This is a genomic window from Poritiphilus flavus (genome assembly GCF_009901585.1).
Classification (GTDB): domain Bacteria; phylum Bacteroidota; class Bacteroidia; order Flavobacteriales; family Flavobacteriaceae; genus Poritiphilus; species Poritiphilus flavus.
The window spans coordinates 405,504-426,271 of the sequence record NZ_WXYO01000001.1 but is presented as its reverse complement, the minus strand read 5'-3'; the positions used below and the strand labels follow the sequence as shown (position 1 = coordinate 426,271).

General features: G+C 46.2%; 17 protein-coding genes. 4 read left to right on the top strand and 13 right to left on the bottom strand.

Annotated features, from left to right (window positions below):
- Positions 1 to 13: 13 nt before the first annotated feature.
- The gene (locus GTQ38_RS01680) at positions 14 to 508 is read right to left on the bottom strand and encodes a DUF2391 family protein (protein WP_161433490.1); all 495 of its coding nucleotides are present in this window, start codon (positions 506 to 508) and stop codon (positions 14 to 16) included.
- Positions 509 to 756: 248 nt separating this feature from the next.
- Between GTQ38_RS01680 and GTQ38_RS01675 the strand changes: the two genes are divergently transcribed.
- Together GTQ38_RS01675 and GTQ38_RS01670 are read left to right on the top strand one after the other, a co-directional pair.
- The gene (locus GTQ38_RS01675; protein ID WP_161433489.1) at positions 757 to 1,092 is read left to right on the top strand and encodes a single-stranded DNA-binding protein; all 336 of its coding nucleotides are present in this window, start codon (positions 757 to 759) and stop codon (positions 1,090 to 1,092) included.
- A 123-nt stretch (positions 1,093 to 1,215) separates the two neighbouring features.
- Complete coding sequence (locus GTQ38_RS01670; protein WP_161433488.1) at positions 1,216 to 1,647, top strand: hypothetical protein; 432 nt, start codon at positions 1,216 to 1,218, stop codon at positions 1,645 to 1,647.
- Positions 1,648 to 1,914: 267 nt separating this feature from the next.
- Here GTQ38_RS01670 and GTQ38_RS01665 read toward each other — a convergent pair whose 3' ends face one another.
- The 9 genes from GTQ38_RS01665 to GTQ38_RS01625 all read right to left on the bottom strand — a co-directional run bounded on the left by GTQ38_RS01665 (position 1,915) and on the right by GTQ38_RS01625 (position 12,870).
- Entirely contained in the window at positions 1,915 to 2,436 is a 522-nt protein-coding gene (locus tag GTQ38_RS01665; protein WP_161433487.1) for a ferritin, read from the bottom strand.
- 109 nt (positions 2,437 to 2,545) lie between these two features.
- Positions 2,546 to 3,541, bottom strand: coding sequence for a GRP family sugar transporter (locus GTQ38_RS01660; protein WP_161433486.1), 996 nt, complete (start codon positions 3,539 to 3,541; stop codon positions 2,546 to 2,548).
- 11 nt (positions 3,542 to 3,552) lie between these two features.
- The gene (gene rbsK, locus GTQ38_RS01655) at positions 3,553 to 4,452 is read right to left on the bottom strand and encodes a ribokinase (RefSeq protein ID WP_161433485.1); all 900 of its coding nucleotides are present in this window, start codon (positions 4,450 to 4,452) and stop codon (positions 3,553 to 3,555) included.
- 7 nt (positions 4,453 to 4,459) lie between these two features.
- Entirely contained in the window at positions 4,460 to 5,524 is a 1,065-nt protein-coding gene (locus GTQ38_RS01650; protein ID WP_161433484.1) for a nucleoside hydrolase, read from the bottom strand.
- 79 nt (positions 5,525 to 5,603) lie between these two features.
- Positions 5,604 to 6,506, bottom strand: a complete 903-nt coding sequence (locus GTQ38_RS01645; protein ID WP_161433483.1) for a histone deacetylase family protein — start codon at positions 6,504 to 6,506, stop codon at positions 5,604 to 5,606.
- Between the two features lie 44 nt (positions 6,507 to 6,550).
- Positions 6,551 to 7,390, bottom strand: coding sequence for a phosphatase PAP2 family protein (locus GTQ38_RS01640; RefSeq protein ID WP_161433482.1), 840 nt, complete (start codon positions 7,388 to 7,390; stop codon positions 6,551 to 6,553).
- A 54-nt stretch (positions 7,391 to 7,444) separates the two neighbouring features.
- On the bottom strand, positions 7,445 to 9,520 hold the full coding sequence (gene metG / locus GTQ38_RS01635; protein ID WP_161433481.1) for a methionine--tRNA ligase: 2,076 nt from the start codon (positions 9,518 to 9,520) through the stop codon (positions 7,445 to 7,447).
- A 150-nt stretch (positions 9,521 to 9,670) separates the two neighbouring features.
- Entirely contained in the window at positions 9,671 to 11,365 is a 1,695-nt protein-coding gene (locus tag GTQ38_RS01630; RefSeq protein WP_161433480.1) for a DUF1501 domain-containing protein, read from the bottom strand.
- Positions 11,366 to 11,376: 11 nt separating this feature from the next.
- Entirely contained in the window at positions 11,377 to 12,870 is a 1,494-nt protein-coding gene (locus GTQ38_RS01625; RefSeq protein WP_161433479.1) for a DUF1800 domain-containing protein, read from the bottom strand.
- Positions 12,871 to 13,059: 189 nt separating this feature from the next.
- Here GTQ38_RS01625 and GTQ38_RS01620 point away from each other — a divergent pair, with 189 nt between their 5' ends.
- Positions 13,060 to 13,419 carry a YraN family protein gene (locus GTQ38_RS01620; RefSeq protein ID WP_161433478.1) on the top strand — a complete coding sequence of 120 codons (360 nt, stop codon included), beginning with the start codon at positions 13,060 to 13,062 and terminating at the stop codon, positions 13,417 to 13,419.
- An 85-nt stretch (positions 13,420 to 13,504) separates the two neighbouring features.
- Complete coding sequence (locus tag GTQ38_RS01615; RefSeq protein WP_161433477.1) at positions 13,505 to 14,164, top strand: aspartate kinase; 660 nt, start codon at positions 13,505 to 13,507, stop codon at positions 14,162 to 14,164.
- A gap of 15 nt (positions 14,165 to 14,179) precedes the next feature.
- Here the strand turns inward: GTQ38_RS01615 and mfd are convergent, their stop codons facing one another.
- The 3 genes from mfd to GTQ38_RS01600 are packed head-to-tail and all read right to left on the bottom strand — an operon-like array spanning position 14,180 to position 20,756.
- Positions 14,180 to 17,548, bottom strand: a complete 3,369-nt coding sequence (gene mfd, locus GTQ38_RS01610; protein ID WP_161433476.1) for a transcription-repair coupling factor — start codon at positions 17,546 to 17,548, stop codon at positions 14,180 to 14,182.
- Positions 17,549 to 17,605: 57 nt separating this feature from the next.
- Positions 17,606 to 18,238 (bottom strand): ligase-associated DNA damage response endonuclease PdeM, encoded by a 633-nt coding sequence (gene pdeM / locus GTQ38_RS01605; protein WP_161433475.1) that lies wholly within the window; start codon positions 18,236 to 18,238, stop codon positions 17,606 to 17,608.
- A 52-nt stretch (positions 18,239 to 18,290) separates the two neighbouring features.
- Complete coding sequence (locus tag GTQ38_RS01600) at positions 18,291 to 20,756, bottom strand: ligase-associated DNA damage response DEXH box helicase (RefSeq protein WP_161433474.1); 2,466 nt, start codon at positions 20,754 to 20,756, stop codon at positions 18,291 to 18,293.
- Between the last annotated feature and the right edge of the window lie 12 nt (positions 20,757 to 20,768).

Genomic DNA, 20,768 nt, shown 5'->3' with positions numbered 1-20,768 from the left:
ATAATACAAGGGTTTACTTCACTACATCACTTATCGTCGCACTCATGGATGCTGGAAAAGAAACGATAATTATTCGTTTAATCGCCAATATATGGTCTTCTTGCCAGGGGCAGCGTTGGATGATGGTAAGTAGAACAGCTACTACTAGAATCGAAATCAGATAGGTGGCGAGAACCCTTTTGAAATAATTGAACCTGTGCCCTCTAATATTGAAACGGTAAAAGTTGAAAAAGACGAACAGGGCTATGAATGTTAAGGATAGCAGGGATAGAAAAGCGACATTGATCAGCGGCAGTTCCTCCCCTAGTTTCCAGGCTTCTTCAGTATATGCGATTGGTAAGGCCAATATGGTGGAACCAATGATGACTTGCATGATATCGCGAGGCCGGAATTCCACCATTAAGGGTTTGGCCACGTAATGCAATATCTTTCCTCCGGCATCGGTGATAGGGATCATTTTGTGGAGATATCCTCCTATCCGCTTTGTAAAGGTTGAGTTGCTATCCATACTTCAATTTTAGAAATGTCTTTCTAACTAATATACTACAAGCTTTTAAAATCAACTTCTAAAAGAGGAAGCTGTATTTTAAGAGGTTTGAGATTCAGTTGTTTCAGGAGGTTCTAAGTGAGAACAAATGCTTACAAACGAAAACAAACAATTCCCAACCGGCTTGTTTGTAATCGGGTTACTAGGTTTATGACCTCGGTGATAGCATCGCCGATAGCATGAACTGTTTCACCTATAAATTTTATATCATGAATGCTCTTAGAAACAAAGTACAATTGATTGGGAACCTGGGCCAGGACCCGGAAATCATACTCCTGGATAACGGAGGAAAACTGGCTAAATTCTCTATTGCAACAAATGAGACCTACCGTAATTCCGCAGGAGAAAAAGTAACGGATACCCAGTGGCACAATGTAGTGGCCTGGGGCAAGACAGCGGAAATCGTAGAGAATTATCTCGGAAAAGGTAGTGAAGTGGCCGTGGAAGGGAAACTCCTTCACCGTTCTTATGAAGACAAGGAAGGAGCGAAACGCTACGTCACCGAAGTCCGATGCAACGAGCTACTTATGCTGGGCAAGCCTTAAACCATACGGCTTGTCGAAAAAGGGGGCATTTCGCCCTCTTTTCTTTTCAGACCGCTATTATTGAACTAACTTATTAAGGCATGAAGTATAGCAAATTCCAACCAAACTACATTTTTGCCCCGTATGTGGTTGATAAGAAGACATACCGCCTTGTTGCTATTGCTCTTGTTCGCTCCGGCAGGCCTTGTAGCCCAGGAAGGAACCAAGAAGGCAGACCTCCTGCGCTTTTTTGAAGAAAGAGCCCGGGAAGATGCCAGAAACGAGCATTTGCTGAAACACACCCATCCCGAAGACGAGCGGGACTACTGGGCAGACCAGCGAAACTTCGAAAAAGATCTCAAAAAACTCAGCTATAAGACCTATCAGGCATATCTAAAGGAAAAGCGAAACGCTTATGCGGATCAAAGTATGCAATGCGACAGCAGTTGCAGCCATAGCGACTACTACTACAGAATGGCCGCCTTCTACGAACATTACGGTTCAAGGCCCTACCTGGATCCTAAAAACGCCGAGTCCGAAAGCATTTCGGCCGTGCAGAAAAAGAAACTAAAATAATTTTAGGGGATTAAGCTACCTTTTGGAGCAGATCAAAACAAGGGCAACGCTTGCACCTCTTGTGCTCGCCCTTTTCAAATTTCTTGCAACACTTACTTTTACAGGACTTGGAGAAGGTCATGTTGAGCAGTATTTTCTGCTCCTTCTTTAAAGCCTTTTTCAGCTTCTTTTTTGCCTTGTCCTTTTTCTTTTTTCCCAACTTAAAAGTTTGAAGTCGGGCAAAGCTATTAATTTTTATTCAATCTAAATAAAGAAAACTGTTAAAAACTACTCCTCAGGGTTGGCTGCCGCGGCGCTTTCCACCGTAATTTGCTGTACATCCCTATCGAACAGGTAAAGTCCACCCTTGTCATTCCCAATCAGGTTGATCTTATCCAGGATAGTCCGGGCCAAAGCCTCTTCCTCTATCTGTTCGGCCACGTACCATTGCAGGAAATTATGGGTGGCATAATCCTTTTCTTCAAGAGTTACATGTACCAGCTCGTTTATGCTGTTGGAAACAAAGATCTCATGCTCGTATAATTCCTGGAACATATTCTGGAAGGAACCGAAGTCGGTTTTTGGTGCCTTCAGGTCTGAAATATGGGCATGCCCCCCGCGTTCGTTGACGTATTTAACCAGTTTAAGCATATGCATCCGCTCTTCGTCCGAATGTTTGTACATAAATTGGGAGATACCTTCCAATCCTTTGACTTCGGCCCAGGAGGCCATAGATAAATATACTTGTGAAGATTCCGCTTCTACACGGATCTGATCGTTTAATGCTTTTTCTACGCGCTGGCTTAACATATCTAAGAATTTTGCATAAAGGTACAAATTCTTAAGATGAAATTATGCCCCTAAACCCAGGCTAATTTTATGCCCGAATAGACCAAAACTATAAGCCTGAATCCGGAGTTTAACGCGCCATAACGATCAGCGCCAGGCCAATGACATAGACAACCAACATCACATTCAAAAGTGTTGGGACACCTTTGGGGGCTCCTTTGAACTCTTTCCAAACAAAAATACCCCATAAAGCAGCCACCACGGTAGCACCCTGACCCAGGCCATAGGAGATGGCAGGCCCGGCTTTGTCCGAGGCCAGTATACTGAAGGACATTCCCACACACCAGATAAGACCACCGAGTATGCCCATAAAATGATCCCTGGAACTTCCCTTAAAATAGGCCCCGAATCCTAAAGGTGTGCCTTCCACCGGTTTCTTCATCAATATAGAATTGAAAATGAAATTACTGGCCAGGATCCCCAATGAAAACAGAAAGACCGCGGTATAGGGGCTAAGCTTTCCGTCAATAGGCTGGGTAAAATCCGGGAACATGGAGTTTGCCACGTATTTGTAAAACAGCCCCATGAGGAGACCTGCGATTACGGCCAGGACCAGACCCTTAGTAGGTACCTTATCCTGACTGGCTGAAAGTTTTTTATAGGCGTTCGCATTGAGCAACATGGCAACTACAATAAGCGCGACCCCGCCAAAGAGCAACACTGAGTTTCCCAGCGGGCTGTCAATGTAGTTAACTATAACCCCGATAACCAATGCCAAACCTATACCTACGGGAAATGCTACAGACATTCCAGCTATAGTAATGGCTGCCACCAGCAAAATATTCGCAGCATTGAAAAGTATCCCGCCAAGAACAGCCGAGCCTATATTGCCTTGGTCCGCCTGGGCAAGGTCTTCCATGAATGGCCGGCCGGCATCTCCACTACTACCGGCAGTAAGCGCCAATAAAAGGGAAAAAATTACGATCCCAAAAACATAATCCCAATAAAAAAGTTCAAAACGCCAGTTGGGTGAGGCCAATTTCTGGGTATTTGCCCAGGAGCCCCAGGCCAGCATGGTAATAATACAGAATATTACAGCTACCGGGTACGATTCAATAATAAACATAGGTATTTGGTTTAGTTGATTTCATCCAAATAGGGTGCAGAGGCCTGTGCCCCCATTCGCGTTACGGAAAGGGCAGCGGCTTTATTCGCGAATGCAATACTCTCTTCCCAGGATTTATTTTGCGACAGGCAGACGGTTAAAACCCCATTAAAAACATCACCTGCAGCTGTGGTATCAACCGCCATTACAACAGGGGGTTTACTAAGAAACTGTTTTTCAGCATTGTGGAAGTAGGCGCCTCTTTTTCCAAGGGTGATGATCACATTCTGTACGCCCTTTTCGAGTAAATAAGCGGAGGCCTTCTCTGCACCACCCTCTTCAGACGGATCAATTCCGGTAAGGATTCGGGTCTCCGTCTCGTTTGGGGTTATAAGGTAAAGACCTTTAAGGGTTTCATCGGTCAGTTTCTGTGCGGGTGCCGGGTTAATGATCAGTGGTATGCCTGTTTCCCGGCATCTTTGGGCCAAAAATTCCACGGTAGCCATTGGTGTTTCCAGTTGCGTCAGCACCATAGTTGCCTGATTTAGCATTCCGGAAGCGCTTTCCAGGTGCTCTTCAGACAACAAGGCATTGGCTCCGGAAGCCACCACAATTTCATTTTCACCTGAAGCATTAACTGTGATCAGGGCAACCCCGGAAGGGGTGTTCGCGGTCACCAGTACGCTGCTAGTGTTAATTTTTTCTTTGGTATATCCATCGAGGGAATTCTTTCCGAATATATCATCCCCCAAACTACATATGAAGGAAACCTCACCACCCACACGGGCGGCCGCAACCGCCTGGTTTGCGCCCTTTCCTCCCGGGAACATAAAAAAGTCACCACCCAGGATGGTCTCACCCGGCTCAGGAAACCTCGGGGTTTTTACCACCATATCAGTGTTTGAACTGCCTACAACTACAATTTTTCCCATCTTACGGCTATTTAGAAATTGGCTTGGGGTTTTCCAGGGTGGCATAGAAATCTTCCAGCAAGCCCTGCTTGTCAAAGTTTTCCCATAAGATGATTTTCCTGGGGTTATCAGGCCTTTCAATCCAGGTATTGTCTATCAGAACAGGAGCGGGTATGGTTTTTTGTTCACCCCAGGCCTGGTTCTTGAGCAGCGCCACTGCCACCATATCAAAAAGCGGGCGGGATGGCGGATCGCCGTGATAATCTATGTATTCAAACAGGCTTACAGAGTAATCCCCAAAAGTCTCAAAGGTTCCTCCGTGCCTCCCGGTTATGGGGCTGGTCGCTTTTGGACCCAGGCCAGGCATTTTAGTATTGATCTCACTTTGAGTGACTTTTACGGCATCCGTACCGGAAGGGTCACCATATCGTACCGTAACCATTTCAAAAGGAATATCTGTATTCAGTACGTAGTTCATAGCAATGGTATCGTTGTCCTGGTTGTATTCTCCCGGCTCCGGATAATTGGAGCCCAGCCATACGATCCGGGTTCGGCTCGCAAAGGAGGGATCCTTCTTCAATGCCAGGGCCACGTTGGTAAGTTTGCCTACGGCAATAATTATAACCGAGTCTTTCTTTGTGGATTCAAGGATAAAATCCACGGCTTCCTGTCCGTCATAATTCTCCGGGTCAAATGTTGGGGCTATTTCAGAAAACCCTCCATTAGCGCCTTTAAGCAAGGGAACACTGTCCTTAAGATTGCAGAGTTGCAACACCCTTTCGGCTTCCTCGTAGTGGCCATTAATATCACCACCGTTGTAGGTGGCATTTACAGTGACTGCCTGCAGGTCAAAAGTAGGGCCATTAAAAAGCAGGTAAGCCAGGGCGTGTTGATCGTCCAGCTCATTGTTCGCGTCCGTATCGAATATGACTTTTACTTTTTCTGAGACCGTCTCTTTTTCCGCTGACTCGGCAGACGATGCCGCTTCGGATCTGTTGGGGCCATCCTTACAGCCGAGCAGAGTGGTTAGAAAAAGAAAGAGACAAATGATAATGGAATAATGGGAGTCGGTTTTGAGGGAAGGTTGCGTCATTTTACCAGGTTGATTACTGCTTTCAATATACAAATTTACCAGGGAAAACAGCAATAGGAACAAAGCTTGAACACGGGTCTTAGAAAAAGATCTGCTGAGCCGCTCTATAGGTGTTGGCATGAGCCTCCACGATGATCTTAATATCCCTGGAATAACCTCCACCCATGCTACACTGAATTGGAACACCATGACGCTTACAGGCCTTTAGTACAAATTCATCGCGCTTTCGGCATCCTTGAGGGCTAAGGGATAGAGTTCCTAATTTGTCGGTTGACAGTATATCTACTCCACTGAGGTAAAAAGCAAAATCCGGTCTGAACTCCTGCAGCAATCCCGGGAGGGTATCATAAAGTATAGAGAGGTATTCGTTGTCAGTAGTGCCTTTTGGCAGCGGGATATCCAGGTCCGAAGTCTCTTTTTTGAAGGGATAGTTTGAGGCTCCGTGCATAGAGAAAGTAAATACAGAAGGGTCTTCCTGAAAGATCTGGGCTGTGCCATTACCCTGGTGAACATCCAGATCTATGATCAGGATGCGCCGGGCGTATCCTTTGGCCTGCAGGTAACGCGCACCTATGGCCTGATCGTTCAGCATACAAAAAGCCTCACCCCGGTCTGTGTAGGCGTGATGGGTGCCGCCGGCAATATTCATGGCTATACCGTTCTCCAAAGCATATTCACAGGCTTTCATGGTACCGTCAGCAATGATCCTTTCTCGTTGTACCAACTCCCTGCTTAAAGGAAAGCCTATTTTGCGTGCTTCACGGTGCGGGATCTTGAGGTTCAGAAGATCGTAAAAGTATTCGGGCTCATGTACGGAGACAATATATTTGTCGTTCGGAACTTCTGGTTCGAAGAAATTGTCCTGATTGCAGGTGCCTTCATGCAAAAGTTGCTGTGGGAGTAGTTCGTATTTCAACATGGGAAACCGATGTTTCTCCGGTAGTGGGTGCCTGTAGATGGGATGGAAGGCTACTTTCAGCATGGCCTAAAAATTGTCATCATCTGCTATATCCAAGGATCAAGGAATCAAAAGCGCATGATAACACCCACTTGGCCCGGACCGATATTAAGGTCCCAACTTAGTTTCTTAGAATTATCATTGTATTTCTGATCGTATTTTTTATCAAGATAACGATCTATGGCTTCTACGATGAAAACACTTATGGCCATGCCAAAGGCCACATCGGAGATCCAGTGGTAGTCGTCCATAATCCTTACAAAACCCGGAATAGATCCTACGGCGTATAATCCAGCCTTCACCCATGGGCTTTTAAATTGTTTGGCGATAACATAGGCATTGGTAAAAGCCAGCATGGCGTGGCCCGAGGGAAAGGAATCATAGTTTAGGACCCTATCCAAATGAAAGGGGTCAAAAACATCAGAGGAGTCCCCGCTTCTTGGCCTTGCCCGTCCGATGATCCGTTTGCTGACCTGTTGTAGCAGACCTGCGGCCGAGGCCGAAGAGATCAGCAGCACTCCGGTTCTTCGCAATTTTTCATTTTTGGTAAATAGGCCTGTAAGATACACCGCGCCGGTAAGCATATAGTTGTTTTCAGGGCTACCGTACTCCGTACCGTAGGTGATCAACCAATCCGGAGCATCACCACTAAAGCCGTTTACCCAATGCTCAAACTCATCATCTACAAAATAGAGTCCTGCGGTTCCAGCTGTAATCATCCCAAAATGCCCCCACTGCTTGCCTTTCCAATGAAAGGGCCGACTATAGGAATAACCCATTCCGCCAAACATATTCCCAATATCATAGGTGAATTCCTGCCAGAGGTTCTTAGGTTGTTTTATGGTATCGGTCTGGGCAATACCAATCAAAAAAGAAAAAATGAAAATAGTAGAAAGAAGTATGCGCATAGCAAGTATTTAGTGGATTTTAAAGGGTCTGAGGTTTAATAATGCCTATTTACCTTAGCTGATTGTCTCTCCATTCCCAACACCATCCTCATCCGGATTAAGGAAAACCAATTTGCCTTCGGAGTTCTCTGTCATCAATATCATCCCCTCGCTATTTACCCCTCTCAAGGGCCGGGGAGCCAGGTTTACCAATACGGTGACCTTTTTGCCTACAACCTCTTCCGGACTAAAGCTTTCCGCTATCCCGGAGACAATGGTCCGCGTATCCAAACCGGTATCTACCTTCAGCACCATCAGTTTTTTGGTTTTGGGCATTTTCTCAGCCTCCAGCACTGTACCTACCCGCATGTCCATTTTGCTAAAATCTTCAAAACTAATGGTGTCTTTTTGTGGCATGATCTCTTTGTTTTCGTTTTCGTTGGCTTTTTTGGTGGCTTGTAGTCGTTCCAATTGCGTTTCTATTTCCTTATCCTCTATTTTTCTGAATAGTAGTTCAGACTTCCCGATCTGATGTCCGGATGGGATTAGTGTTTCCACCGTTTCCACTTCCTCCCAGGTCGAGACTACCTCACCGGAATCAAAGCCTAAAATGCCTTTGAGTTTCTCCGAGGTATGAGGTAAAAAAGGTTCGCTGAGTATGGCCAGACCTGAGGCGATCTGCAGCGCTACGAACATAATGCTCCGCACTCGGGCCTCATCCTCCTTGATCACCTTCCAGGGTTCTTCATCCGCCAGGTATTTGTTCCCCAGTCTGGCAAGATTGAGCAATTCCTGGCTGGCTTCCCTGAATCTGTATCGTTCCAGCGAACCGGAAATGATTCCGGGAAAACTCCTCAGGCTTTCCAGGGTGCTCAGATCTGTTTCCGTAAGCTCCTCAGCCTCCGGAACCACTCCCTGGAAGTACTTATTGGTCAGCACCACAACCCGATTGATGAAATTCCCGAAAATCGCGACCAGTTCATTGTTGTTCCTGGCCTGGAAATCCTTCCAGGTGAAGTCGTTATCCTTGGTTTCAGGAGCATTTGCTGTAAGCACATAACGCAGTACATCCTGCATATCCTTAAAGTCTTCCAGGTATTCATGCAGCCATACGGCCCAGTTCTTGGAAGTGGATAATTTATTGCCTTCCAGGTTTAGGAATTCATTAGCGGGAACATTATCCGGTAGCACATAATCTCCGTGAGCTTTTAGCATGCACGGAAAAATAATGCAATGGAATACGATATTGTCTTTACCTATAAAATGCACCAATTTGGTGTTTTTATCTTTCCAGTAGATCTCCCAATCTTTGCCTTGCTGTTCCGCCCACTCCCTGGCGGATGAGATGTAACCGATTGGGGCGTCAAACCAAACATAGATCACCTTACCTTCTGCTCCCTCTACAGGTACAGGAATACCCCAATCGAGATCGCGGGTAACGGCCCGTGGCTTAAGCCCATCGTCAATCCAGGATTTGCACTGGCCGTAGACGTTGGGTTTCCAGTCTGCCTTATGCCCATCAATGATCCATTCCTTCAGAAAGTCGTCGTAACGGTTGAGCGGCAAATACCAGTGTTTGGTCTCCTTCATAGAAGGAACGGCCCCGGTAATTGTGGATTTTGGGTTGATCAGATCTGTAGCATTCAAAGAGGACCCGCAGTTCTCACACTGATCCCCATAGGCCTCTTCATAACCGCAATTGGGGCAGGTTCCGGTTACAAAGCGGTCTGCCAGGAACTGATGTGCCTCCTCATCGTACAATTGCTCCGAAGTTTCCTCTATAAAATCCCCTTGCTCATTGAGCTTCCTGAAAAAATCTGAAGTAGTCTCATGATGGATCTGAGCTGAGGTCCGCGAATAGTTATCGAAAGAAATGCCAAAGTCCTCAAAGGACTTCTTGATCATCCCGTGATACTTGTCAATGATCTCCCTGGGGGAAACCCCTTCCTTTTTGGCCTTCATCGGAATAGCTACCCCGTGTTCATCGCTCCCACAAATAAAAAGGACGTCTCTACCCCTTAGCCTCAGGTAACGGGCATAGATATCTGCCGGCACATAAACCCCCGCCAGGTGCCCAATATGTATGGGGCCATTGGTGTACGGTAGTGCCGCCGTTAAAGTATAGCGAGCTGGATTTTCAGGGTCTTGCATGCTTAGGATGTGGAATTAAGGCACAAAAATAACCAATATTTTCAGCCCGGCATCACCCTGTATGTAAAAAGAAAACCCTCGAGACACTGGACTAACGGCATTGTTAGAATGTCCAGCGTCCGAGGGCATAAATCCTCGATAGGGTGTCTTTTATGACACCATGATAGATTTGGACATTTTACGGTCTGAGACCTGAATACGGTAAATATATTTACCTGTAGACAAATGATTAGGCATACGGTCACGGATATTGATCTCAGCAGATCCTTCAGCCATGATCTCATTGTATACCGTACCTACATTCTGTCCCAGTATGTTGTACAACTGAATATCAACATGAGCGGTAAGCGGCATTTCCAGATAGATATGCGGCGCTCCGTCTGTTGGATAGAACGGCTTGTGTACAATGGCGTTAAGCAACTCATCTGTAGGATTGTCCGCTACGGGATCATCCGGAGATGGTGGCGTTGGCGGTTGATCATCGTAAGCGATATCCGGGAATTCTACCCCGCTACAGTTAAAGCCAAGGTTTATAGGGTTGTAAGTGTGTCCTAATAAATGCTGTTCTACGAGCGGGATGGGTACACATAACCACTCAGCCAGTACCGTTGCGTACAGGTCCCTGAAATCCATAGTGTATTCCAGGTTACCCCTTCCGTTAGGAGCGTCCAATGATGGGTGTTCACCTACAAAAGCACTACCGTTCAATCCGGAACCGAAGAACAGGGTAGGGGCAGCCTTACCGTGATCCGTTCCGTTAGAACCGTTCTCAAAGATCCTTCGTCCGAATTCGGAGAAGGTCATACTCAATACTTTCTCGTCCTGTTGGGTAAACGTAAGGTCTTCGTAGAAGTTATTGATGGCTACAGAAAGGTTAGACATCAGGCGTTCGTGGGCCAATGGCTGATTTCCGTGAGTGTCAAATCCACCCATAGAGATCATATATACCTTAGTACCCAGATTTCCTTTGATCAATCGGGCCAAAAGGGCCAATTGCCTTGCAAAGCCATTGTCCTGATACTCTACCTGGTTAGAGCCTCTTTCGTAGGCCTCGTGGATCAGTCCGGAGAATTCATAAGTGGTGTTGGCAACTCCCCTTAGGAATTTCAACTGATCTCCGTACATACATCCATCAAACAGGGCATCATCCAACGCATAGAACTGACCGGATTGGGCAATCTCTTCCAACTGATCGATATTGTTAGCCACAAAGGCATAATTGGTTTCCTCCCCTTCAAAGATGAGGTTACCGTATTGCCCTATCTGTATGGCTGCCGGTGCGGCAGGTGGATTTACCAGGTAATCCGGATAGAGATTTTCAAAATATCGTCCCATCCAACCGGTATCCAATCCGCTGAAACCGGTAGTGGTCAGGTCGGTATTCGCGTAGATATCCGAACCGGTAAAATGCGAAAGACTTTGATTTTGGTAACCCACACCGTGTGCGGCTTTGAATTGCCCTTCGCCCCATAGCGGTTCCAGGGCATTCATATAGGTAGGCACTCCAAAATCATCGGTAAGTTTAAGGATCTTACTTTCCGGAATGTAGATGTTTGGCCTCGCGTTGGCATAGGTATCGTACTGTTCAATAGGAATAACGGTACTCAGACCATCATTTCCTCCTGAAAGTCGGATAAGTATAAGGATGCAGTCGTTTTCGGCATTGGCAATAGCCGCGGTCAGTGGGGACGGCGCCGATGCGGTGAGCATATTACTACCCAGCATCATGGTGCCCGACCCGGCAATGCCTAATGCCTGCAAAAAGGATCGTCTGCTCCAGAACTTGTGTTCCTGATCGTGTTCGTTCTGATCGTGTATGTTTATTGGGATATGATGATTACACATAGCTGTAGGGTTTATTTAAGTTGAAACTCGGGTTGTCTGGCCAGGTATTGCAATAACAGATAGACCTGGTAGGGGGCTGCCTGCCAACCGGCCAGGGTCCAGATAGGATCGGTACCGCCTTCGTAGTAAATGTCCTGGACATCACTACGGAAAGCCACATAGGCCGTTTCGTAATCGGTATCCGTTAGCAATCCATTGGGTAAGACGAAATCTATAATAGCGCGGGCAATAATGTCCGGGTTATTGCTGGTCAAGCCGTCATTTCCGGTAAGCGAAAGTGCAAAGTCACGGAATTGCTCATTGTTGTCCAGATAAAGTTCGTCTATTACAGATTCTATACTTAGCCAGCGGCCAATGATAAAATTGGTATTGATCCATTGTCGGTCTCTCTGCCATCCTGCAACATCTACAGGATCAAAGAGGGTCTGCCCGAGCAAACCGCTGTAGTTGATCATACTGCTTACGTCTGTATCAGTATAAGCAAAGCTGGTTTCTTTGAGAAAGTTCAGGTAAAAATCAAATGGACTCTTAATGATCACCCCAATGGCATTGTCATCAAAGAAGTGCTCACTTTTAAACAACTGAGACAAAACCGGGTATATATCAAAATTTCTCTCAATAAAAGTGTTGGCCAATTCTGAGATAATAGCCTGTGCATTTCCGGCATCATCGTCTGAATCCGGGTGAACAAAGAACTCGTAAAGCTTTTTACATATAAATCCTGCTATTTCGTTAGGGCGTTGTTGGAAAAGAATATTGATTACATCGTCATAACCCCAGTTCCCGGTCTGTCCGAGAATGGTTTTGGTACCGTTGTCAAATCGCTCTGCGTTAAAGGTCACCGGCTCGCAACCTATTTCTCCTCTTTCCACATAACCGGAAAGGGCACGGGCTGTTTCTATGATATCTTCTTCAGTATATCCGTTTCCTTCTCCCAGGGCAAAAAGTTCGTACAACTCCCTGGCGTAGTTTTCGTTCGGATTGTTACCATTGTTGTATACGCCGTCGAGGTAATACAACATGGCATCTGTCAACCCGATCTCACTGATAAAGGTCCTGAAGTTACCGATAGCATTTCGCTGCAGGCAATTCGTGTAGTAATAAAGGAAAGAACTACAATCGTAAACATCGATTTCCGTAACAAAGTGATTGCTCCAGAAAAAGCTGAGTCGATCCCTTAAGTTGTTGTTGAGTAATCCGTTGGTATACGTCAACCTCCATTCATCGCGCTGAGCACGACGAACCTGATTCGCAGCCTGATCGTCTGCAGGATAGTTGCTGTTATTCCAATCTGCCCAGGCCGGGGCCGGGGTGGGGGCCATATTTATGGCTTCACTGATAAGGGTATCAACCAAAGTGCCGGCGTTTTGGCCAACGGCTTGGTCGATGGTTTGTACTGAGGCGCTAAACCCCAGTCTTCTGTACAGATGCGCCGCCTTTTGTCTATCCAAAGGCGTGGTATAAGGCGCTAATGTAGAGGTGTTACAATTAACGAAATATTCCATAGTTTGTAGGCTTTAAGAACGTTCATGTGTTTAGGGGCTTATTCTTAACGCTTAAACTGCATGGATATTATCGTGATCCAATTATTTTCGTTATTCTGCGGAGCAATATACAAGCTTCACTCAGAAACGACTGAACGAAATGTTAATTTTTCGATGAATTACACCTTTTTTTAAGAATTGGACCACATTATGGGTAAGCACAACACTATAGGAAAAATGGGGGAAGACCTGGCTGTAAAGCACCTAAAAGACAGGGGTTACAGGATTATTTGCCGCAATTACAGATACCGAAAAGCCGAAACTGACATTATTGCAAGGAAAAATGACATTCTCAGTATTGTAGAAGTAAAATCCAGAAGTGCGGATTTTCTTGAGGATATTTCCGGCGCAGTAAATGCGAAAAAGATCAAACTTTTGGTGATGGCTGCTGATCATTTTGTCAATTCGGAAGCCCTGAACGTAGAGGTGCGTTTTGACATCATTACGATCCGGGAACTGCAAGGGACTTATCAACTGGAACATATCCAAAACGCTTTTTACCACTTTTAAGGAAATGCCTACAGCTTTTTGTAGTAAAATAAGGATTTGTTTTATTTATAACAAAATGTTATTTTTGTTGCTCAACCTGAACTAAATGAAAACTATCTCCGCTGTTGTTGAACAGTACATCAAAAAAAAGCCTTTTTTACAAAGCGCCCTGGCCCAGGGGATTATTAATCTCACATCTCTTTCGCGCATTGTAAAACCCGAGATCGAGGAAGAGCTTGGGAAAGAAATTCGGAACGGAGCCATAGTGATGGCACTAAAACGCCTGTCCGATGATATGGAATTCCGGGCAACGCATAGAATAATTAAGGTACTTAAGAACATAGGCGAGATTACCGTACGCTCTTCCCTTACCGATTTCACTTTTTTGGTTTCGGACTCCATACTCGAAAATCAATCCATGCTCTTGGAGGAGGTGAATAAGAACAAGGATGTGTTTTACACTTCCTCCCGTGGGGTAAACGAGCTGAATATTGTGGTCAGCAATAGCCTGGATGGTACGGTAGAAGAACTATTCAAGAACGAACGCCTTACTCAGAAGGCGGAAAACCTCTCATCCATAACCGTTAAGCTACCTGCTGAGAATGTTTCCGTCCCTGGAATATATTACTTCATTTTTCAACGATTGGCCTGGGAAGGCATCGTATTATACGAGGTGATCTCTACCACTAATGAGTTTACCATCCTGGTCAATGACGATCAGGTAGACAGTGCCTTCAAAACCATCAAGGACCTTAAAACCCTTTAATTATTGCAGGTCCCTCTAAGAAACTACCTCGGGTTCGGCGGCAAGGGGTTGTAGTGCCTGGAGCGCCTGCTCTATGGATCTGATGTTTTCAAAGCTCAGCAGTAAACGAAGCCCGTTGCGGGTTTGCTTTTCCTTGAGCTTGCAAATACCGCTGTTCTGCTGTACAAACTGAAGCACCCGTCCGAATGCCGCGCTTTGATAGAAGTCCGATTGCTGGTCCGAAATAAAATATCCTACCAGTTTGCGCTTTTTCATGAGAATTTTTTCCAGCCCGATCTGCTTGGCTATCCATTTAATGCGCACAGAGTTCAACAGGTCTTCCACTTCTGAAGGGATAGGTCCGAATCTATCTAACAGTCGGGTTTCAAATTCACCCAGCCCCTCTTCGTCTTTGATCTTGTTGAGTTCGGTATAAAGATTAAGCCTTTCCGTAATATTGTTGACGTAATCGTCCGGGAATAAAAGTTCAAAATCCGAATCCAGCTGGGTCTCTTTCAGGTAGACCTTTGGCCCCGTATCCACTTCTTCATACAGCGTTTTGAATTCGTTGTCTTTGAGTTCGTCAATGGCTTCGACGAGGATCTTTTGGTAGGCTTCAAAGCCGATCTCGTTGATAAAGCCGCTTTGTTCTCCTCCCAGAAGGTCACCCGCACCTCTAATCTCAAGGTCTTTCATCGCGATATTGAAGCCGCTGCCCAGTTCGGTATATTGCTCCAGTGCCTGAATTCTTTTCCTGGCGTCAGGGGTCATGGCATCGTAAGAAGGGGTGATGAAAAAGCAGAATGCCTTTTTATTACTTCTACCCACCCTGCCGCGCATTTGATGCAGATCGCTCAAGCCAAAATTATTGGCGTTGTTTATAAATATGGTATTGGCATTGGTGACGTCCAGACCACTTTCAACGATGGTGGTAGAAACCAGCACGTCAAACTCACCGTTCATGAATGCGAGCATCAGCGCCTCCAGTTTCTTTCCTTCCATCCGCCCATGTCCGATCCCCACCTTGGCATCGGGCACCAATCTCTGGATCAGGCCCGCAACCTCGCGGATATTCTCAATTCGATTGTGGATGAAGAATACCTGTCCGCCACGCTGGATCTCGTAAATAATAGCATCCCTTATGATTTCCTCGTTAAAGCGCACCACCCGGCTATCGATCGGGTATCGATTGGGGGGTGGAGTATTGATGACGGAAAGATCCCTGGCGGCCATCAGGCTGAATTGCAGTGTCCTGGGTATGGGTGTGGCTGTAAGTGTGAGTACATCAACATTTTCCTTTATGGACTTCAGTTTGTCCTTTACCGATACCCCAAATTTTTGTTCTTCGTCAACGATCAACAGACCCAGGTCTTTAAAGGTTACACTTTTGTTCACCAATTGGTGGGTACCTATTATTATATCGATTCGCCCGGAACCTAAACCTTCCAGGATCTCCCTTTTCTCCCGAGCCGACCTAAAGCGGTTCAGGTAGTCAATGGTCACCGGCATGTCTTTGAGGCGTTCCTTGAATGTCTTTTGATGCTGAAATGCCAGTATTGTGGTCGGAACCAGCACGGCCACCTGCTTTCCGTTGTCCACAGCTTTAAATGCAGCCCGGATGGCGATCTCTGTTTTTCCAAATCCGACGTCTCCGCATATCAGACGGTCCATGGGTCTTTCGCTCTCCATATCCCTTTTTATATCCGCCGTAGCTGTGCTCTGATCCGGGGTGTCCTCATAGAGGAAGGAAGCCTCCAACTCATGCTGTAAATAGCTGTCGGGTTGGTATTGAAAGCCTTTTTCCAATCTTCGTTTGGCATATACCTTAATAAGGTCAAAAGCGATCTTCTTAACCCTGGATTTCGTTTTTTGCTTGAGTTTCTTCCAGGCCGCGGAACCCAATTTGTAGATTTTGGGTACCGCACCATCCTTCCCGTTGTATTTAGAGATCTTGTGCAGGGAGTGAATACTGACATATAAAATGTCCCGATCCCCATACATCAGTTTGATGGCTTCCTGCTGGCTGCCTTCCACCTCAATCTTCTGTAGCCCGCCAAACTTCCCGATCCCATGGTCTATATGGGTGACATAATCACCCACTTCCAGCTTGTTGAGTTCCTTAAGGGTTATGGCCTGTTTTTTGGCGTAGCCATTTTTCAGGGAGAATTTGTGGTATCGCTCAAAGATCTGATGATCCGTATAACAGGCAATCTTCAGGTCCTTTTCCACAAACCCCTGGTAGAGTGGAAAAACCAGGGTATGGTAATGAACCTCTGCGCTTACCTCTTCAAAGATGTCGTGAAATCGCCGGGCCTGCTGCTCAGTGGCGCAAAAAATATAATTCTGGTACCCCTTGCCGTGATTCTCGTTGAGGTTGTTTATCAGCAGATCGAACTTCTTATTAAAAGAAGGTTGTGGACTAGTATTGAAATCCAGTACCGCCGGAGTTTCCTTGGGACTGCCATTATTCAGGGGGTCAAGAGAGATCTTCCTGAAGGCTTTCAACTGTTCATTAAGAAGCGAAGAGGTGGCGAACAATTCTTCAGGCCGTTCGTGTTTTAACTCTGTACTCAATTGAGCGAACGCCTCCTCAGCTTTTTCGAATAACTTGTCAATTCGCTGAGCGAGGTAATCCGGATTCTTGACAAGGATCAGCGTATTTTCATTAATGTATTTCAGGAAGCTTTCCCTGGTCTCGCTCAGGAATTTATTTTCTACGTTCGGAATTAGGGTGATCTTCTTAACCTGGCTGGTAGATAATTGACTTTCTACATCAAAGGTGCGTATACTGTCTACCTCGTCCCCAAAGAATTCAATGCGATAGGGTTCATTATGCGAAAAAGAAAAAACATCCACAATACCACCACGGACGGAAAACTCTCCTGGCTCTGTTACAAAATCCACCCGGTTAAACTGGTACTCAAAAAGTACCTCATTGAGAAAATCGAGAGAAATGGTATCACCAAGCCGTACCTTAAGCGTACTCTTGTTAAGGACTTTCCGGGTGACCACTTTTTCAAACAGTGCATCCGGATAGGTAACCATGACCGCCGGTTTTTTTCTGGAATTAATACGGTTTAGTACCTCCGCCCGTAGCAATACATTGGCATTATCTGTTTCCTCTATCTGGTAAGGCCTGCGATAACTGCCCGGGTAGAATAACACGTGCCGTTCCCCTATGAGATGTTCCAGGTCGTTAAGATAGTAAGCGGCCTCTTCTTTGTCGTTCAGAACGATCAGAAATGGCCTTTCCAGCTTCTTGAATGCCTCTGTAAGCCAAAAGGACAGGGCAGACCCGACTATGCCGTTAAGTATTATGTTTTTTTCGGATTGGGCAATAGTTTCCTCAAGTTTCCCCAGTTGAGGAGACTTTGCGAAAAGCTGCTGAATGGTAGAATGCGTCAACCGCCGTAATTTGTGCAAAGATAAGGGCTGGGCAAAAGTTGCCCAAAGAGATATAGGTTAAATTTTTATTACAGTTTCATCGGCTATGGCATATACCTCATGGCCCTTTGACTTCTCCAGAACATGATTGCCTGTGAATTCTCCAAAGGCCGGTAATATAAGTTGATGTTCAGCCTTAAAAAAGCAGGGTAGCCTTAAGGATTGACGACCGGAGCCCCTAAGTCTTATCGCGGGATGCACATGTCCTGAAAAATTGAAGAAACCCTCCCGGATCTCCGGATGATGGGTAAGCAGAAAATCCCCGGACTGTATTTCGGCCACGACACGTATTCCCAGTTGCTCGTATTTATGAGGTGAGATGATATCATGATTCCCAGCCACGAGAATAATCTCCATGGGGGTTCTTTCTACCCATAGCTCAAATAAGGTCCACTCCGCATTGAGATGGGAGTGGAATAGATCTCCCAGGAAGCAGATTAGTTTTGGCCGGAAAAAGGAGATGGCTTCGTCGAGAAGATCGAAATTTCTGTGAAGCGCCTTTCTGGGAACGGCTGCGCCGTATTTTCTAAAATGAGATACCTTTCCCAGGTGAACATCACTGATCAGCAGGGCGGAACGCTCCACCCAAAACAGCCCGCCACTGGGGTGCAGCACAAAATTCTGGTCGTGTATCTGTACATTCGCGGTCACTTCTCAAAAGTAGTCAGAGAATTTAGCTTGACAAAATGAACGGTATTCAGGGTCATTTTTTCATAAGCCTGGCTGTCATTTTCCGGATGCGATCGGCCATTTTTTCGCTGGTGAGTTTTTCCCTCAGACGATCTGTGATGATGGGGAAAGAAAAAGGTGTTGGTTCCTTGCAGGCCTTCCAAACTACTTTTTGGCCTGCAATCCGTTCCAGGGCAAGCCTGAGCCGGCCTTCTTCCAATTGGTGCTCAAAGGTTTCCCTGTAGGATTGTTGGTAGAGGAGATTATCCGGCTCATAATCCTTGAAAACCTCGAACAACAGTTGCGAACTACTCTGTAAATGTTTCATTTTAACCCCTTTCTCCGGGTAGCCCGTAAAGACCAAACCACTAATTACGGCGATGTCCCTGAATTTACGCTTGGCCATTTCGGTGGCATTCAGACTCTTTTGCAGGTCGTCCATAAGATGTGTGGTGGTAAAAAGATCGTTGTCCAGGACCTGTTGCATATCCACCTGCTGATCCGAGAGTAATTCAAAGCCATAATCATTGAAAGCCAGGGAGAAGGAGATGGGGGATAAAAGGCTGATTCGATAACCCAGGAGGCTGCCCATTGCCTCGTGGACAAATCTGCCTTCGAAGGGATAGAAGATATGATGGTATCCATCACGGGTCTTAAAGGTCTCGATCAGGAATTCATCCGGTTTAGGGACAATACTTTCTTTTTCCTGGCGCGCGAATAAGGTAACCAGGGAACGGATCTCTTCGGACTGTTCTTTTTTGTTCAGACTGGCCGCGTAAAGTTCTTGTCTGAGGATCTCAGACATTTGGGCGGATAAGGACAGCCGGCCTCCCATCCAACTGGGGACCTTATTCGTTCTTTTATTAGAATTCTGGACGATTGCCTGCATATCACGGATCCTGATGAATTCGAGGTTCCGGCCTGCAAAGGTAAAAACGTCTCCAGGGCTCAACTTGGAAATGAAGTATTCTTCTATACTTCCAATATAGCCTCCTTTTTGATAACGCACGGAAAGGTGGGCATCCCCCACAATGGTGCCGATTTGAAATCGATGGCGCATGGCGATTCCCCTGTTGTTGATCTTAAACCTGCCGCTGTCTTCGATCTCCACTTTTTTGTATTCGTCATAAGACTGCAGGCTTTGGCTGCCCAGGACCAGAAAGTTAAGCAGCCATTGCCATTGGTCCTCCGATAAACCTTGAAAACAAAATGTCTTTGCAACCTCCGGATAGATCTCCTCAGGGAAAAATCCATCGGAAACCGCCAGGGTAGTAAGGTATTGGACCAAAACATCGAAGCTGAAGAGATAAGGGATCCTGTCTTCCATGGCTTCGGTCTTAACGGCCTGTTGCAGCGCAGAGGCCTCTACCAATTCAATGGCATGCGTGGGAAGAAAATATATAACACTTTCCTTGCCTGGCCTATGGCCGCTTCTACCCGCACGTTGGAGGAATCGGGCAACGCCCTTCGGTCCGCCTATCTGGATCACTGTCTCTACCGGGGCAAAGTCTACACCCAGATCCAGACTGGAGGTGCAGACCACGGCTTTTAGACTCTCATTGCGGATCGCCTGTTCTACCCAAATGCGGGTTTCCTTATTGATGCTCCCGTGATGCATCGCCATCTCTCCGGCGAATTCCGGGTGCTTTTCCAGTATCTTTTGAAACCAGATCTCACATTGACTGCGGGTATTGGTAAAAATCAGGGTAGTCCGGCTATTGTTGATGATGGGCACTATGGCTTCGAGCAACCGAATGCCCAAATGGCCACGCCAGGGAAAGGTATCCATCTCTTCCGGAATAATACTTTTAACCGTGATCTTTTTGTTTAACCTGGCCTTGATCAATACGGAGTTGTTTAACTCGGCTGAATCCGGTCCAAGCAGTACTTCCCGAGCCTGTTCCAGGTTGCCAATGGTTGCGGAAATACCCCATATCCTGAGGTCTTGGGAAATTGTTTTTAATCGGGACAGGCCTAGTTCCATTTGTACACCTCTTTTGGTACCAAGAAGTTCGTGCCATTCATCCACCACTACGGCGAAACAGTCCTTAAATATCTGGGGATAACCTTTGGTGGCCAGCAAAAGGTGAAGGCTTTCAGGAGTGGTAATCAAAAGATCGGGCATGGTTTTTCGCTGTGCCGCCCTTTCTTTGGTTGAGGTATCGCCGGTTCTGATGCCAACGGTAAGCAAGGTACCCAGATCAGAGGTAACCCGTTCTGCAGACTGTTTGATTTCCTGGGATAGAGCCCTAAGCGGGGTTATCCATATGGCTTTTAGCCCCTTTTTATGAAGTTTCTTGTAATCCGGATTTTGTTTGATGTACTGCAGTACAATGGGAAACCAAAGTGCATAGGTTTTCCCACTTCCTGTAGGGGCGTTCAATAGTCCGTGTTTCCCTTGCAAAAAGGCGTTCCAGGTCTTCTTCTGAAAAGGAAAGGGGGTCCAGTCCTGTTCTTCAAACCAGGATTCCGCGATTTCGTAAAGCTGCGATCTTGTCATTGTTGCAGTAGC